This is a genomic window from Alsobacter soli (assembly GCF_003004785.1).
GTDB classification, from domain to species: domain Bacteria; phylum Pseudomonadota; class Alphaproteobacteria; order Rhizobiales; family Beijerinckiaceae; genus Alsobacter; species Alsobacter soli.
Genome location: NZ_PVZS01000007.1, coordinates 76178 through 91441 on the forward strand (window position 1 = coordinate 76178; position 15264 = coordinate 91441).

A 15264-nucleotide genomic window follows, 5' to 3' on the forward strand; every position below is an offset into this window, starting at 1 on the left:
ATGCCCGACCGCTCCGCCCTCGCCTGGCCCTTCTTCGAGCCCAGCCACGGGGAGCGGGCCGGCGCCCTCGACGCCTGGGCCCGCGACGCCCTGCCCTCGCTGGTCGACCACCACGACGTGGACGGCTCCTGCCGCAGGCTCGTGGCCGAACTCGGCCGGGCCGGCTGGTTGAAAGCCGTTGCGCCCGCCGCATTCGGTGGCGAGGGCGGCGGCTATGACCTGCGCACGCTGTGCCTCTCCCGCGAGACGCTGGCCTGGCACGATGGCCTGGCGGACTTCGCCTTCGCTATGCAGGGCCTGGGCTCGGGCCCCATTGTCCTGTTCGGGACGGAGGAGCAGAAGCGACGCTGGCTGCCCGAGGTCGCCGCCGGTCGCGCCTTGCCGGCCTTCGCCCTGTCCGAAACGGAGGCCGGCTCGGACGTCGCCGCCATGGCCTGCGCGGCGGCGCCGGACGGACCTGACCACGTCCGCCTCGACGGCGAGAAGACTTGGGTCTCCAACGGCGGTATCGCGGATGTCTACGTGGTCTTCGCTCGCACCGGCGAGGCGCCGGGCGCGAGGGGCATCAGCGCCTTTATCGTGCCGGCGGACACGCCCGGCCTGCGGATCGCCGAGCGCATCGACGTAATTTCGCCCCACCCTTTGGCGCGCTTGTCCTTCGAAGGCTGCCGCGTGCCCGTCTCCAACCGCCTCGGCGGCCCCGGCGAGGGCTTCAAGGTCGCCATGGCGACGCTCGATGTGTTCCGCTCGACGGTCGGCGCCGCCGCCCTGGGCTTCGCCCGCCGCGCCCTCGACGAAGCGCTCGACAGGGCGCTCACGCGCAAGCTGTTCGGCGCCCCCATGGGCGACCTGCCGCTCGCCCAGGCCGCCCTGGCCGAGATGGCGACCGACGTCGACGCCGCCGCCCTCCTGGTCTACCGCGCCGCCTGGACCCGGGATCAGGGCGCCGCCCGCATCACCCGCGAAGCCGCCATGGCCAAGATGACGGCTACCGAGAACGCCCAGTCGGTGATCGACAAGGCCGTCCAGCTGTTTGGCGGGCTCGGCGTGAAGTCGGGCTCCATCGTGGAGCGGCTCTACCGCGAGATCAGGGCGCTGCGCATCTACGAAGGCGCCACCGAGGTGCAGAAACTCATCATCGCCCGCGAGATCCTGAAGGCGCGCGCGGCGAACCACGGCAGGACTGGGCCATGACGGATCGAAGCACACGTCGTGAGTGCGCCGTCATCCCCGGGGTCGCGCAGCGACGGGAAGGGGATCGAGGGGAAGGGGCTCGAAGCGGCCCGTGGTTCCCCTTCCCCTCCGCGGCTTCGCCGCTCCGGCCGGAGATGACGGCCTCGTTTGCCTACCGACGGTCCCCATTCTGAGCAGGAGCGAGGGTCCCCCAATGGCTCGTTCAGCGCATGTCGACACGTTCACCCGGGACAACCTGCCCCGGGCGGAGCTGCAGCCGGACTTCCTGTTCACCCTGCCGGAGTTGCAATACCCGGAGCGGCTGAACGCCGTGACGGAGCTGCTCGACTCCTGGGTGGCGAAAGGCCACGGCGACCGGCCCTGCATCCACGCCCTGGTGGGCTCCTGGTCCTACGGCGAGCTCGCCGAGCGCGTGAACCGCATCGCCAACGTGCTGGTGAAGGACCTCGGCCTCGTGCCGGGCGCCCGCGTGCTGCTGCGCTCCGCCAACGCGCCGATGCTGGTGGCGGCCTACCTCGCCATTCTGAAGGCAGGCGGCGTCGTCGTCGCCACCATGCCGCTGCTGCGGGCCAAGGAACTGGCCTATCCCATCGCCAAGGCGAAAATCGGCCTCGCTCTGTGCGACGCCCGCCTCGTGGCGGACCTCCAGGCCGCCCAGGCGCTCGCGCCGGACCTCCGGCGAATCGTCACCTGGGGCGACGGCGCGCCGGGGTCCCTGGAAAGCCTCATGGCCCAGGCCTCCCCGGACTTCGAGGCCGTGGATACCGCCGCGGAGGATTGCTGTCTCATCGGCTTCACCTCCGGCACCACCGGCGAACCCAAGGGCACCATGCACAACCACCGCGACCTGCTGGCGATCTGCGACGCCTATGGCCGCCAGGTGCTGAAGCCTACCGCGGACGACGTCTTCATAGGCTCTCCGCCGCTGGCCTTCACCTTCGGCCTCGGCGGCCTCGTGCTCTTCCCCCTGCGCGTCGGCGCCTCCGCGGTGATCCTGGAGAAGGCGGCCCCGGACGACCTCCTGGCCGCGATCGAGCGCTTCCGCGCCACGATCTGCTTCACCGCCCCCACCGCCTACCGCGCCCTGCTCGGCAAGCTGACTGGCCGCGACATCTCCAGCCTGCGCCGCTGCGTATCGGCCGGCGAGACGCTGCCCGCCGCCACCTTCGAGGCCTGGAAGACGGCGACCGGCGTCAGCATGATGGATGGCATCGGCGCCACCGAGATGCTGCACATCTTCATCGGCGCGCCCTACGAGAAGGTCCGCGCCGGCTCCACCGGCACGGTCGTGCCCGGCTACGAGGCCCGCATCGTCGACGACGAGGGCCGTGAGGTCCCGCGCGGAACGCCCGGCCGCCTCGCCGTGCGCGGGCCCACCGGCTGCCGCTATCTCGCTGACGAGCGCCAACGCAACTACGTCCAGCACGGCTGGAACGTCACCGGCGACACCTTCCTGCAGACGGAGGACGGCTACTTCGTCTACCAGGCCCGTACGGACGACATGATCATCTCCGCCGGCTACAACATCGCCGGACCGGAGGTGGAGGCGTCGCTGCTCGCCCATCCGGCCGTGGCCGAATGCGGCGTGGTCGGCGCGCCCGATCCCGACCGCGGCATGGTCGTGCGCGCGTATGTGGTGCTCCGCGACCCCGCCGCCGCCAACCCGGTGATGGCGAGCGAGTTGCAGGAGTTCGTGAAGGCCGACATCGCGCCCTACAAGTACCCGCGCTCGATCGTGTTCGTGGACAGGCTGCCCCGCACCGAGACAGGCAAGCTGCAGCGCTTCGCCCTGCGCGCCCAGGCCCTCGCCGAAGGCGCCCCGTCCGAGGCAGCCCCCATGTCCCTTTCCGCGTGACCGCCATGAACGAGATGCGCCCTCCGCGGGCCGAAGCCGGCCTCCCCCGCCCGCTGCTGCCGGAGGGCTGGCCGCGCCCGCGCGGCTACGCCAACGGCATGCTGGCCCGCGGCGCCCTGCTGGTCACCGGCGGCGTGGTCGGCTGGGACGCCGACGAACGTTTCCCGGAGGGCATCGTCGCCCAGGCCCGGCAGGCCCTGGAGAACATCCGCGCCATTCTGGCGAGCGGCGGCGCCGAGCCGCGCCACCTCGTGCGCCTCACCTGGTACGTGACCGACATGGACGCCTACCTGGCCCATCTGAAGCCCCTCGGCGCCGCCTACCGCGACGTCATGGGCCCGCACTACCCGGCCATGGCTCTCGTTCAGGTGGTGCGCCTGGTCGAGCCCGCTGCGCTGGTGGAGATCGAGGCGACCGCCGTCGTTCCGGACTAGCGCCGCAGTCGCCCACCCTCCAATGGAGGAAGAGGAGCCTGCCCTCAGGCTCGACCCGAGGGTCGTCGCGCAGCGGCGCCGCAGGATGAGGCAGCCGGTTGAGATCGAGACTCCATCCCCGGCGACGCGAAGCGCCGGGAAGGGGATCCAGGGGTAAGGCGCTCGCTGCCCTGGATCGACTCCCCCTCCGCCGCTCCGCGGCTCCGGCCGGGGATGACGCTCCCCTCACGTGTGCGCCAGCTTCCCGCCCCGGTACGCGAGCAGCATGGCGATGATCACGGCGCCGTAGATGATCTGTCGACCGGCCTCCGGCATCTGCATGATCGACAGCACGCTGTTCAGCAGCACGATCAGCACCACGCCCACCACCGTCCCGGCGTAGCGCCCGCTGCCGCCCAGGATGTTGGCGCCGCCGATCACCACGGCCGCGATGGCGGGCAGAACGTAGGGCACGCCCATGCCCTGGTAGGCCTTGGTGGAATAGCCCGCGAGCAGCACCCCCGCGAGGCCCGCGCAGGCTCCCGAGATCATGAAGGCCGCGAGGATCACGCGACGCGTCGGCATGCCCGACAGATAGGCGGCCTGCTCGCGGTTGCCGATGGCGTAGATGGCGCGCCCCAGCACCGTGCGCTTGAGGACGAGCACAATCAGCACGGACACGGCGGCCCAGACGAACAGCGCATTGGGCACGCCCGCCGTCCGCTCCGCGCCCAGCGCCCGCATGAGATCGGTCGCCGCCGTCTGCGGGGCGAAGCCGCCCGTGTGCGCCACCATGAGGCCGCGCAGCACGGCGTCCATGCCGAGCGTGAAGATCATGGACGGCACCCGGAGGTAACCCACGCCCAGCCCGTTCGCGAGACCCGCCGCGAGCCCGACGCCGACCCCGACCGGGATCGCCCAGGGCCCGCCGACCGCCGTCGCCATCATGGCCGCCGCGGTGAGGGTCCAGGAGACGGAGAGGTCGATGTGCCCGAGCAGGATAACGACCATCATCCCGGCGGAGACGATGCCCAGGAAGGCGCCCACCTGCAGTTGCTGCAGCAGGTAATTGGGCGAGAGCAGCGTGGCCGTCCCCTGGGTCGCCATCGTGTAGGCCGTCCCGGCCAGCAGGATCAGCACGATGGAGGCCCCGGCGATCAGGATGGGGCGGTCGTCAGCCCTGAGGGCGAGCCGGAGAGCGGTCATCGGAAGAGATCCAGCGTGTTTCGTACCCTGAGCGCCCGCGCGGCCCCCAAGCTCACGGCGGCCAGCAGCACCAGCCCCTCGAACAGCGGCTGTAGCAGCGGCGGAATGTCGAAGACCCGGAAGCCGAACGAGATCACCCGCAGCACCAGCGTGCCGAAGATGGAGCCCACCGGCCCGCCCGAGCCGCCCACCAGCGAGGTCCCCCCGATCACCACGGAGGCGATCGAGTTCAGCGTATAGGCCCCGGCCTGCGGCAGGTCCGCGTTGCCGGACGAGGTCTGGATGGCGAGGAAGAGCCCGCCGACCCCGGCGAAGAACCCGGCCAGTGTGAAAGCCGCGATCTTGGCCCGGTTCAGGGGCAAGCCGGACATGTAGGCGGCGCTCTCGGACGAGCCGATGGCGTAGATGGTTCGCCCCGTCACGGTGCGTCGGAACGGCAGCCACACCAGCACGACCACCAGCACGAGCAGCACGACCGGCACCGGCAGCCAGGCCACGGGCGCCAGCCACGGCGCCTTGCCGCCGTCCGCGAGCCCGAAGGTCTCGGCGAAATCGGCCACCGAGTTGGTCATGGCCCAGTTGAGGTCCTCGTCCAGCTTGCCGCCCGGCGTCGGCCGCAGCAGCAGCGCGACGCCAATGGCGATGGCCGCCGTGGCCAGCGTGGCGATGATGGGCGGGATGCGCCCGTAGACGACGACGCAGCCGTTCACGAAGCCGGCCAGCGCGCCGGAGGCGAGGCAGGCCAGGATGCCGAGCGCGATCTGCCCCGGCGAGCCGATCACCAGGTGGCTGGCGATGCAGTTCACCATGGTCATCACTGCACCGACCGACAGGTCGAGCCCGCCCAGCAGAACCGGGATGGTCTGCGCCATGGCCACCATCGCCAGCGTGAACGCCTCGTTGGCGTTCTGAACCAGCACCTGCGTGGTGAACCCGCGGGGGTGCGCGAGGTGGTAGCCGAGATAGAGCAGCGCGAAGAGGGCGATGGCGAAGAGGAGGCTACCGTTCTGGCGCAGGACGAGAAGCCAGTCCCCTCCCCGTCGCCGCCCGGATCTCGGGGCGGCCGGCGCCGCGTCCGCCGGCAGGACCTGGTCAGACATGCGCCGGCGCCTCCGCGTCGATGTTGAGGGAGCTCGCCACGATGGCGGTTTCGGTGATGGCGGCGCCCTCGAGCTCGCGCACGACCGCGCCGTCGTAAAGGATCGCGACCCGGTCGCAGCAGCCGATCAGCTCGTCGTAGTCGGTCGAATAGAACAGGATCGCCGCGCCCTCGTCCGCCATGCGCCGCAGCAGGCGGTAAATCTCCTGCTTGGTGCCCACGTCGATGCCGCGCGTCGGGTCGTTGAGCAGGATCACCCGCGGCTTCGTCATCAGCCACTTGGCGATCACCACCTTCTGCTGGTTGCCGCCGGAGAGGGTCCAGACCGGGTCCTCCGGCGAGCCAACCTTGATCTGCAGCTCGCGGATGGCCTCGCCCACCGCGATGTCTTCGGCCTTCCTGTCGATGAACGGGCCTGACGCGAACCGCCCCAGGGACGCGGCGGCGAGGTTCTCGGCCACCGTCATGGGCAGCATCAGGCCTTCGGTCTTGCGGTCCTCCGGCACCAGCGCAATCCCCACGTCGGCCGCCTTGGCGTCCGCCGGCGAGCGCGGCGAAACGGCCTTGCCGCCGACCCGGATCTCGCCCTTCACGCCGCGCAATACGCCAAACAGCGCGAGCAGCAGCTCCTTCTGCCCCTGCCCGTCCAGGCCACCCAGCCCCACGATCTCGCCCGCGCCCACGTCGAGCGAGATGTCGCGGAGACGACCCTCCCAGCTCAGGCCGCGCACCTCCAGCATGGGCGCCGGCCGCGGCCGCTCCGGCTTGGGCGGGTACTGGGAGGAAATCTCGCGCCCGATCATCATCTGCACGATGGCGGCGTTGCTGCGCGCGCCCTTTGCGAAGGTCTCGATGTGCCGCCCGTTGCGGAACACGGACGCCACGTCGGCCAGCGCCTCGATCTCGTGCATGCGATGGGAAATGTAGAGGATCGCGACATCCTGCCGGCGCAGCCGCCCCAGCACGTCGTAGACGCGCTCCACGTCAGCGCTGGTGAGCGCCGAGGTCGCCTCGTCGAGGATGAGCAGCTTCGGGTTTTTCCCGAGCGCCTTGGCGATCTCCACCATCTGGCGCCGCGAGAGCGGCAGGTCACGCACCCGGGAACGAGGGTTGACGTCCTCGCACCCGATGGCTGCGAGCAGCTCCTCCGCCCGGCGCCGCTGCGCGCCCTTGTCGATGAGCCCGAACCGCCGCGGCGGGGTGGACACGCAGATGTTGTCCGCGACCGAGAGGTCCGGCAGCAGCGACAGCTCCTGGAAGATGCACACCACCCCGGCGCCGTTCGCCTCGGCCGGGCTGGCGAAGCTGACCTCCCGCCGCTCGACGCGCATCACGCCCTCGTCGGGCGCCACGACGCCGGACATGATCTTGATCAGCGTGGACTTGCCCGCGCCGTTCTCGCCCAGGATCGCGTGGATCTTCCCACGCGAGCAGGCGAAGTCGACGCCCTCCAGGGCGCGCACGCCGCCATAGCGCTTCGTCACGCCGGAGAGGGTGAGAAAGGGGTCGGCGATCGGGTCCGGCATCCGGCCCTGCTCCGGGGTGACTGCGGAAACGAATGCGGCCGGGCTTGGGGCCCGGCCGCGCGGCCAAGTTACTGGGTGTTCTTCTCGTCCTTGGCCATGATCTCCGTGGCCGTGATGGTGACCCCACACGGCGGGAAGTCATTCGGAGTGAAGAAGTTATCGGTCAGGTTCGACCAGTAGTTAACTCCGTCTTTCAGCGTATCCGAAGTCGCCACCGGAATCGGGATCGAGATGAGCTGTGGCATCGGATTGCCCTGGAGGGCCGAGATCGCCGCCTTCGTCGCAATCGCGACCAGACCGGCGGACTGACCATAGCTCAACCCTTGCAGACCATCCTTGGTATGCTGCGCGATCAGCTTGCGATAACCATTCTCACCCTCGCCCGCCATGGGCACGAAGGGATGCTTGGCGTCCATCATGGCGCGCACGGAGCCCGTCGAGCCGCCCTGCGTGAACACGCCGTCGAAGTGGCCGTGCACCGCGATCGCGTCGGCGGTCGCCTTCTGCGCCGTGCCGTCGTCCCAGTTGCCGACCACCTCGACGATCTGGAACTTGTTGCCGGGCGCCTCCATGACCTCGCGGAAGCCGAGGTGGCGATCGCGGTCAACCGAGTTGCCGGGCAAGCCGCGCACCTCGAGCACCTTGCCTTCCTTCTTGCCCATCTTGTCGAGGAGCCACTTGGCCGACATGCGGCCCATCTCCTTCTGGTCCTCGTTCACCTGCATCACCTTGTCGGTGTCGAGGATGTTGTCGAAGGGCACGATCACGACGTTGTTCTTGTCGGCGAGCCGGATCACGCGGTCGAAGCCCTCGGGCGACACGGCGAGCGTGATGATCGCGTCATAGCCCTGGTTGATGAAGTCCTCGATGGCTCCGAGCTGGGCGGCGACGTCCGTGCCGGTCGAGACGACCTTGAAGTCCTTGATGTTCTCCTTGACGCCAGGCTGCTCCGAGTAGGCCTTGGCGGTCTTGATCATCTGGATGCGCCAGGTGTTGCCGACGAACCCGTTGACCACGGCGATCCGGTAGGGCCCGGGCTTCTTGTCCCACTGCAGGTACTTGGTCTTTTCGGTCCAGGGCTTGAAGCACTGCGGATCGGCTCCAGGTCCGTTCACGACCTTGGGACCTGCGAAGGCGACGACGGAAGACAGGAGAAGGCCGGCGAGCGCGACGCCGGACACGCGGAGAGCGGTCATGAATAGTCCTCCCAGATGGCGTCTCTTTGCGGTCTCGGAGCCCTCGCATGGGAGGCCCCGGCCAAATCGCGCCGGAGTGGAGGATGGCGCCGAGTCCTGGAGCTTGGCAAGATTTCCAGGTTTACGCGCGAGGCAGGGGCGATACGCCGGCGGCGCGCAGTGCGGCGACCGCAGCCCCTGGCTATTTTGCGAAGATCGCTCGCGGGCGCGCGGCCCGGAAGCCGCGACGCCCGCGACGCGAAGCCCGACGGGCTCCATGGCCGGGACCATCCAGCACTCTCGCGGGTGGGAGCTCCTGACCCATGCTGGATGGCGCTGCCGGATCGCCGGCAACGTGCGCAATGTGCCGGTCCGGCGCGAGTCGCTGCTATCCCGAAGGCGCAGATCCTATCCCGAAGGCGCAAGACGTGCGTTGATGAGAAGCGTTACGGTGTTTAGAATGTTACGGCTTGGGGACAAGCATAAGTGGATCTACGGATCGCGGGGAGCGTGAGATCTCGAAGCCGGGCCAAACGCGATCGGAATGGGACCTGGCGCCAGCCCTGGCGCCCGAGGTCAGCCCGCAGGATGTGGATTACGCCTCGCCCGACGAGGCGCTTCACCAGTTGCGGATGCGCACGAGTCGCGTTCGCGCCATCGCAGCCCTTAGCCCCGGTTTCCGCCTGCGCTACAGGTCGCAGGCGCTGCTCCAGACGCACCTGTCGCGAACATGGGAGACGGACGCTGTCTTCGACATTGAGGGCCAGGTCGTACCTGTGCTCTTCTTCCCCTTGCGGGGCTGCACGGTCCTGAGCAGCGGGAGCGCGACACGTCGTTTTCGGGCCGAGGACGCCGGCTGCTTCACGGTAGCGGAGCGCGCCCAGTTTGCGCCCTCGGCGGGCTACAGCGAACTGGTGGTCCGACTGGACGGGGAGCGCCTGGCCGCAGCGTTGCGGCTTCTCGACGTCGACGCGGACGTTCCAACTGCGCTCAGAGTCGCGGCCCTGAGAACGGATCTGCCGGGAATGCGACAGCTGAGAGCGTTGGCCCTGGAGGTGTTCGAAGAGCCTCGCCCGGCGCCGGGGCCCTTCCGGACGCGCTACGAGCAGGTGCAGCAGGAAAATCTCACCCTGCGCGCCGCCTCCGCACTGGGCGCGGCTGTCGCTCCCGTTCCTCGCTCGCTCAGCGGCAGCCATCCCGCGCTGAGGCGCGCAAAGGACTATATCCACGAGAGGCTCGGCGAACCCATGTTGCTGGCCGATGTGGCTGCGGCCTCGGGCGTGAGCCTCCGGCTCCTGCAGGACCTGTTCCGGCGCGAGGCGGGCTACGGCCCCGCCGACTACATCCGCCAGCGCCGGCTGGCGCTGGCCCGCGAACTTCTCCTGTCCGGCCGCTGCGCCACGGTGACGGAAGCCGCGTTCGAGGCAGGCTTCAATCACCTCGGCAAGTTCAGCGCGCTCTATGCGCAGCGCTACGGCGAACCTCCATCCAGGAGCCTGCGGCGGTCCCCCTGACGGGTCCGCCACGCGACGTTCAGGCGACGGCCTGGCGCCCGCGAGGCTTGGCGATGGCGGCGGAGCCGCTGAGCAGCCGATAATCCCACGCGTCGAGCGCGATCGGCCCGCGTCCGTCCTGCAGGTCCAGGCTGGCCCTGGCGTCAGAGAGATTGAACACGCATAAGGTGCGGCGCCCCTCATAGCTGCGTTCGAAGCCGACAAGGGGCTCCGGCAACGCCAGCGGCCTGAGGTCGCCCAGCCGGATCTCCGGCGTGTTGCGCCGCCACTGCAGCAGGTCCTGGAAGCGATTGAGGAAGCTGCGCCAGTCTTCCTTCTGCGCCTCGACGGTCAGGGCCGCGTGGCCGTCGCCGAGAGGCAGCCACGGCTTGCCCGCGGTGAACCCGAGCCCGGCGTCTCCGGGACGCCAGGGCATCGGCGTCCGCGACCCGTCGCGGCCCTTGAACTCGGGCCAGTACGCGATGCCGAACGGGTCGCGCAGGTGCTCCAGATCCAGCTCGGCGTCCGTGAGCCCAAGCTCCTCGCCCTGGTACACGCAGACCTGCCCCCGAAGCGCCATCTGCAGCGCCGCCACAAGCTCCAGCTTGCGCCGGTCGACGCGTCCCTCGGTCAGGCACCACCGCGAGGCCACCCGCGTCGTGTCATGGTTGCTGAAGGCCCAGCAGGGCGATGAATCGGCGCGCGCCGCCTCCCGCGCAAAACCCTCGGCCGCGGCGCGGTCGAAAGCGCCGCGCATGGGGGCCAGTGTGTAGGCCGTTTGCAGCGGCCCGACCGGCCCCGTGTACTCGGCGATGCGCTCGAAGGCGCCCGGCTGGCTGGAGACCTCGCCCAGCAGCACCGCGCCATAGGCGTCCGCAACCTCTCGAAGGCGCTGCAGGAAGTTCATGCGGCCGGGATGCAGCATGTCGTTGTCATGCTTCTGCATGGCGAACAGCTTGGCGGGCGCCTGGTCCGGGTCGATTCCCGAGGCGGGATTGCTGCGCAACAGTGGGTCGTGCGCCAGGAAGTCAATGGCGTCGAGGCGCAGGCCGTCCACGCCGCGATCGAGCCAGAAGCGCGCGATACCGAGCAGCGCGTCCTGCACGGCAGGATTGCTCGTGTCGAGCGAGGGCTGCTGCGCCAGGAAGTGATGCAGGTAATACTGCCGCCGGCGCGGCTCCCAGGCCCAGGCCGGGCCGCTGAACACCGACAGCCAATTGTTGGGAGGCGTCCCGTCCGGCTGCGGATCGGCCCAGTGATACCAGTCCGCATGAGGGCCGTCGCGCTGCGAGCGGCTGCTGACGAACCACGGATGCTGGTCGGACGTGTGACCGGCGACGAAGTCCAGCATCACCTTGAGGCCGAGTTCGTGCGCCCGCGCGATGAAGCGCTCCGCATCCTCGCCGGTCCCGAACAGCGGGTCGACCGCCGTGTGGTCGGAGACGTCGTAGCCGAAGTCCCGCATCGGCGACACGTAGAAGGGCGACAGCCACACCGCGTCCACCCCCAGCCAGGCGACGTGGTCGAGCATCTGCGTCGCGCCCTTCAGGTCGCCAACGCCGTCACCATTCGTGTCAAGGAAGCTGCGCGGATAAATCTGGTAGATGGAGGCGCCGCGCCACCAATCTTTGCCGTTCATGGCATGTCCTGAGTCGCTGCCCGAATGGGTTTCCGAGCAGAGGGGTATGTTGAAGCGAAGTTCTCGCCCTGCGCAATGTGCCCCTTCGGCATGAATGGCGCCTGAACGACTTCGCCTTACTTTGTCCACAAGAAGTACGACAGAGCGGAGCGCTTGGATGTGGCGGGCGCCACAAGACTCCGTTCAGGCGGGATGCGCCGCCTTGAAGGCCCGCATGGTGAAGGCCGCATGCTGCGGATCGTGCGCATGATGGGCCCCCACGGGGCACGTCCGCCGCGCAAGACACCCCCCCTCCATGCAGGCGCGGCCCTCCGGCGTCCCCAGGTGAGCGGCGCAGCGATCGACGGCGAAGCCGGCCTCTGAATACGCGCCCACCGGGCAGGCGCTCAGGCAGGGCTTGGCTGCGCAGACGTCGCAGGAGGACGCCGCCGCCCGCAGCGGTTGCGGAGCCTTGATGCGTTCGACAAGCGCGACGGCGCCTCGATAGCTGTGCCAAAGGCCCCAGACGGGGTGGATGAAAAGGCCGAGGGGTGAAGGCCTGACATCCTCCGCCCGCGCGGCCCAGCGCTGGAAGGGATGGTAGGGAGGCCCGCCGAACGGAAAAAGCGCCTTGCCCCCGGCGTCGGCGGCCAACGCTTCGACAACCCGGCGCGACCACCGATCCAGCGGATGCGGGAGGCCGTCCGCAAACTCCGGTGACTGGGCGAAACGGCTGAACCCGTCCCGCCCGGCGAACCCGAACAGCGCCAACGTCCCGGTTGGCTGGCCAGGACGCGCGTCCGGCACGCTGTCCGTCGGCCTTGGCGCGAAGGCGCCGCGATACGCGAGCCCTTCCGCGGCCGCCGCCTCGCGCAGGCGCTCCAGGCAATCCTGACGATTCATGAGCCGCCGCCCCGCATCCGCTCCCATCCCCGCCATAGCCAGTCACCGCCCTGGACGGGTGGCCGCGCCCGCCGCAGCATAGGCGCCCTCGCCCGATCCCGGTAGCCGCATGTCCCCTGAGTTCCTGCTAGATGGTCCGGAGCACGCCCGCGCCACGCTGCTGCTCGCCCATGGCGCCGGAGCGCCGATGGACTCCCCGGCCATGGAGGCGCTCGCCCAGGCGCTTGCGGGCGCCGGATTCAGGACGGCGCGGTTCGAGTTCGCCTACATGGCGGCGCGCCGGGCGGGCGCCCGCAAGCCGCCGCCCAAGGCCGAGACGCTGCTGCCGGAGTACCGCGCCGCCGTGGATGCGCTGGGCGCGCCCGGCAAGCGGCTGATCATCGGAGGCAAGTCCATGGGTGGCCGGGTCGCCTCCATGGCGGCGGACGCCCTGCTCGCGGAAGGCCGCATCGCGGGCCTGCTGTGCCTGGGTTACCCGTTCCACCCGCCGGCAAAGCCTGCGCAGACCCGCACGGCCCACCTCGAGGCTCTCCGGTGTCCGACGCTGATCGTCCAGGGAACGCGCGATCCCTTCGGCTCCCCGGAGGAGGTCGCGGGCTACGCCTTGTCCCCCGCGATTGAGATCCTCTGGCTCGATGACGGCGACCACGACCTGAAGCCCCGCAAGGCCATATCGGGCTTCACGGCGGCCGACCACCTGCGCGCCCTGGCGGAAAGAGCCCGCGCCTGGGGTGACGCCGTACTTCCCTAAGCCCGAGCACCGGGCTCTCAGAAGCCGCGCGCTGGCGCCCGCGCAAGCGGATTCCGCGCGTCTTTCAGGACACGCTCCGCACTCAGCCACTTTCGCCACGATAGGCTTGCATTCGTGCAAGAAAGCCAGCATGGCGCTGGCTGCGATCGGTCATATCTCTGGACGACCTCGGGCGGCAGCCCTTCCCCATAAGGACCCCCACCATGCTCCAGACCGGCATCCATCACGTCACCGCCATCGCAGGACGGGCCCAGCGCAACCTCGACTTCTACACCCGCGTCCTGGGGCTGCGTCTGGTCAAGAAGACCGTCAATTTCGACGACCCCGGTACCTATCACTTCTACTACGGCGACGAAGCCGGCCACCCCGGCGCGATCCTGACCTTCTTTCCCTGGGAACATGCCGCGCCCGGTCGGCTGGGCGTGGGCGAGACCCAGGAGGTGGTTTTCCGCGTCCCTGCCGGCTCGATCGGCTACTGGACTCACAGGCTGGTCGAAAAGGGTGCGCCGCATGACGCGCCCGAGAAGCGCTTCGGCGAGACCGTGCTCGCGTTCAGGGATCCGGACGGGATGCGCCTCGCGCTGGTCGGGGTCCCCGGCGCCGAAAGCGAGCCCGCGTGGAGCGGAGCCGACGTCCCGGCGGAGCATGCGATCCGCGGTTTCCACAGCGCCAGCCTCCTCGTAGGCCGGGCCGAACCGACCGGCGCCATCCTGACCGACGTCCTCGGGTTCCGCGAGGTCGCAAGGGAAGGCTCGGTGATCCGTTACGGGGCGGGCGATGCCGTTCTCGGCGGCCTGATCGACCTGCGGGAGGCGGGAAACTTCCCGCGCGGCAGGCCGGGGGCCGGCACGGTGCACCACGTTGCCTTCCGGGCCGCCAGCGACGCGGTCCAGGCGGAGATGGTCCAGCGACTGGCCGAGGTTCACGGCATCCGCGCCACGGAGCAGAAGGACCGCAACTACTTCCGGTCCGTCTACTTCCGCGAGCCGAGCGGAATCCTGTTCGAGATCGCCACGGACGATCCGGGCTTCGCAGCTGACGAGCCGGCCGAGTCCCTCGGCCAATCCCTGAAGCTGCCCCGCTTCCTGGAGCCGCACCGGGAGTCCATCGAAGCGGCGCTGCCCGCGCTCACCTGACCCACTTGCCCCTCGCCGCGCCAGCGGCGAGGGGTCCCCCACTCCCCGAAATCCGATCGGAGCGCCCATGAAAACCGCGAACGAGCTCTCCTTCATCCACCGCTTCCAGCCGGGCTCCGAGCCTGGGAGGCCCCCGATCCTGCTGCTGCATGGGACGGGGGGGAACGAGGACGACCTGCTGCCGCTCGGCGGCATGATCGCCCCCGGCGCCGCGCTCCTCTCGCCGTGTGGCAAGGTGCTGGAGGGCGGGATGCCCCGCTTCTTCCGTCGCCTGAGCGAGGGCGTGTTCGACGAGGACGACGTTCGCCGGCGCGCCCATGAACTCGCCGACTTCGTCGCCGAGGCGAGAGAGGCCTATGATCTCCCCGCCCCTGTCGCGCTCGGCTTTTCGAACGGGGCGAACATCGCCGCAGCGGTGCTGCAACTCCGGCCCGAGGCGCTGGCCGGAGCCGCTCTCCTGCGGGCGATGACCCCGCTCAGAGATCCCCCGTCTGCCGACCTCGCCGGCAAGCCCGTGCTGATCGTCTCCGGCGCCATGGACCCCATCGTGCCCGCGGACGACCCGAATCGGCTCGCGCATCTGCTGGAAGCGGCAGGCGCGATCGTCACCCATCGCGTGCTCCCGACAGGCCACGGGCTGTCCCAGACGGACGTGGACTTGGCCAGGGCCTGGATCGGCCAGCTCGCGTCCGACCCGGCCGCGGAACGGTGAGAACCGGCCTCAGATTGGAATCCGGCGCCGTCGCGGTTGGTCAACTGCTGCGGCGCCGGGAACAACCAGCTGTCTCCCTCCACGCAAGATTTTGGCCCTGTGACGCCCGCCACAGCGCGGCCTTCGACGGTGAGAGATCCTCTGAACATCGGGGCGAGACAAACAGACCCGATCTCGACCAAG

At 69.7% G+C, this 15264-nt stretch carries 13 protein-coding genes; 7 read left to right on the plus strand and 6 right to left on the minus strand.

Features of this window, described 5'->3' with window-relative positions; translation table 11 throughout:
- The 3 genes from SLNSH_RS07960 to SLNSH_RS07970 all read left to right on the plus strand — a co-directional run bounded on the left by SLNSH_RS07960 (position 1) and on the right by SLNSH_RS07970 (position 3483).
- Positions 1–1194 (plus strand): acyl-CoA dehydrogenase family protein, encoded by a 1194-nt coding sequence (locus SLNSH_RS07960; protein ID WP_106336151.1) that lies wholly within the window; start codon positions 1–3, stop codon positions 1192–1194.
- 193 nt (positions 1195–1387) lie between these two features.
- Entirely contained in the window at positions 1388–3049 is a 1662-nt protein-coding gene (locus SLNSH_RS07965) for a benzoate-CoA ligase family protein (protein WP_106336152.1), read from the plus strand.
- 5 nt (positions 3050–3054) lie between these two features.
- Entirely contained in the window at positions 3055–3483 is a 429-nt protein-coding gene (locus tag SLNSH_RS07970; RefSeq protein ID WP_425352985.1) for a RidA family protein, read from the plus strand.
- 225 nt (positions 3484–3708) lie between these two features.
- Here SLNSH_RS07970 and SLNSH_RS07975 read toward each other — a convergent pair whose 3' ends face one another.
- The 4 genes from SLNSH_RS07975 to SLNSH_RS07990 form a co-directional block, all read right to left on the minus strand.
- Entirely contained in the window at positions 3709–4668 is a 960-nt protein-coding gene (locus tag SLNSH_RS07975) for an ABC transporter permease (protein ID WP_106336153.1), read from the minus strand.
- Positions 4665–5768: an ABC transporter permease gene (locus SLNSH_RS07980; protein ID WP_106336154.1), complete on the minus strand. Its 1104-nt coding sequence runs from the start codon at positions 5766–5768 to the stop codon at positions 4665–4667. Before SLNSH_RS07980 ends, SLNSH_RS07975 begins: the two co-directional genes overlap by 4 nt.
- Entirely contained in the window at positions 5761–7293 is a 1533-nt protein-coding gene (locus SLNSH_RS07985) for a sugar ABC transporter ATP-binding protein (RefSeq protein ID WP_106336155.1), read from the minus strand. The genes SLNSH_RS07980 and SLNSH_RS07985 overlap by 8 nt, the downstream gene beginning before the upstream one ends.
- Before the next feature lie 68 nt (positions 7294–7361).
- Positions 7362–8489 carry a sugar ABC transporter substrate-binding protein gene (locus SLNSH_RS07990; protein ID WP_106336156.1) on the minus strand — a complete coding sequence of 376 codons (1128 nt, stop codon included), beginning with the start codon at positions 8487–8489 and terminating at the stop codon, positions 7362–7364.
- Between the two features lie 611 nt (positions 8490–9100).
- Here SLNSH_RS07990 and SLNSH_RS07995 point away from each other — a divergent pair.
- Positions 9101–9982, plus strand: a complete 882-nt coding sequence (locus tag SLNSH_RS07995) for a helix-turn-helix transcriptional regulator (RefSeq protein WP_146140218.1) — start codon at positions 9101–9103, stop codon at positions 9980–9982.
- Positions 9983–10001: 19 nt separating this feature from the next.
- On the opposite strand, the gene SLNSH_RS08000 is transcribed toward SLNSH_RS07995, so the two are convergent.
- Together SLNSH_RS08000 and SLNSH_RS08005 are read right to left on the minus strand one after the other, a co-directional pair.
- Positions 10002–11600 carry an alpha-glucosidase gene (locus SLNSH_RS08000; RefSeq protein WP_106336158.1) on the minus strand — a complete coding sequence of 533 codons (1599 nt, stop codon included), beginning with the start codon at positions 11598–11600 and terminating at the stop codon, positions 10002–10004.
- Between the two features lie 183 nt (positions 11601–11783).
- On the minus strand, positions 11784–12482 hold the full coding sequence (locus SLNSH_RS08005) for a 4Fe-4S dicluster domain-containing protein (protein ID WP_106336159.1): 699 nt from the start codon (positions 12480–12482) through the stop codon (positions 11784–11786).
- Between the two features lie 109 nt (positions 12483–12591).
- Here SLNSH_RS08005 and SLNSH_RS08010 point away from each other — a divergent pair, with 109 nt between their 5' ends.
- The 3 genes from SLNSH_RS08010 to SLNSH_RS08020 all read left to right on the plus strand — a co-directional run bounded on the left by SLNSH_RS08010 (position 12592) and on the right by SLNSH_RS08020 (position 15081).
- Positions 12592–13233 carry an alpha/beta hydrolase family protein gene (locus tag SLNSH_RS08010; RefSeq protein WP_106336160.1) on the plus strand — a complete coding sequence of 214 codons (642 nt, stop codon included), beginning with the start codon at positions 12592–12594 and terminating at the stop codon, positions 13231–13233.
- A 203-nt stretch (positions 13234–13436) separates the two neighbouring features.
- Positions 13437–14369 carry a ring-cleaving dioxygenase gene (locus SLNSH_RS08015; protein ID WP_106336161.1) on the plus strand — a complete coding sequence of 311 codons (933 nt, stop codon included), beginning with the start codon at positions 13437–13439 and terminating at the stop codon, positions 14367–14369.
- A gap of 67 nt (positions 14370–14436) precedes the next feature.
- Positions 14437–15081 (plus strand): alpha/beta hydrolase, encoded by a 645-nt coding sequence (locus SLNSH_RS08020; protein WP_106336162.1) that lies wholly within the window; start codon positions 14437–14439, stop codon positions 15079–15081.
- Positions 15082–15264 lie beyond the last annotated feature (183 nt).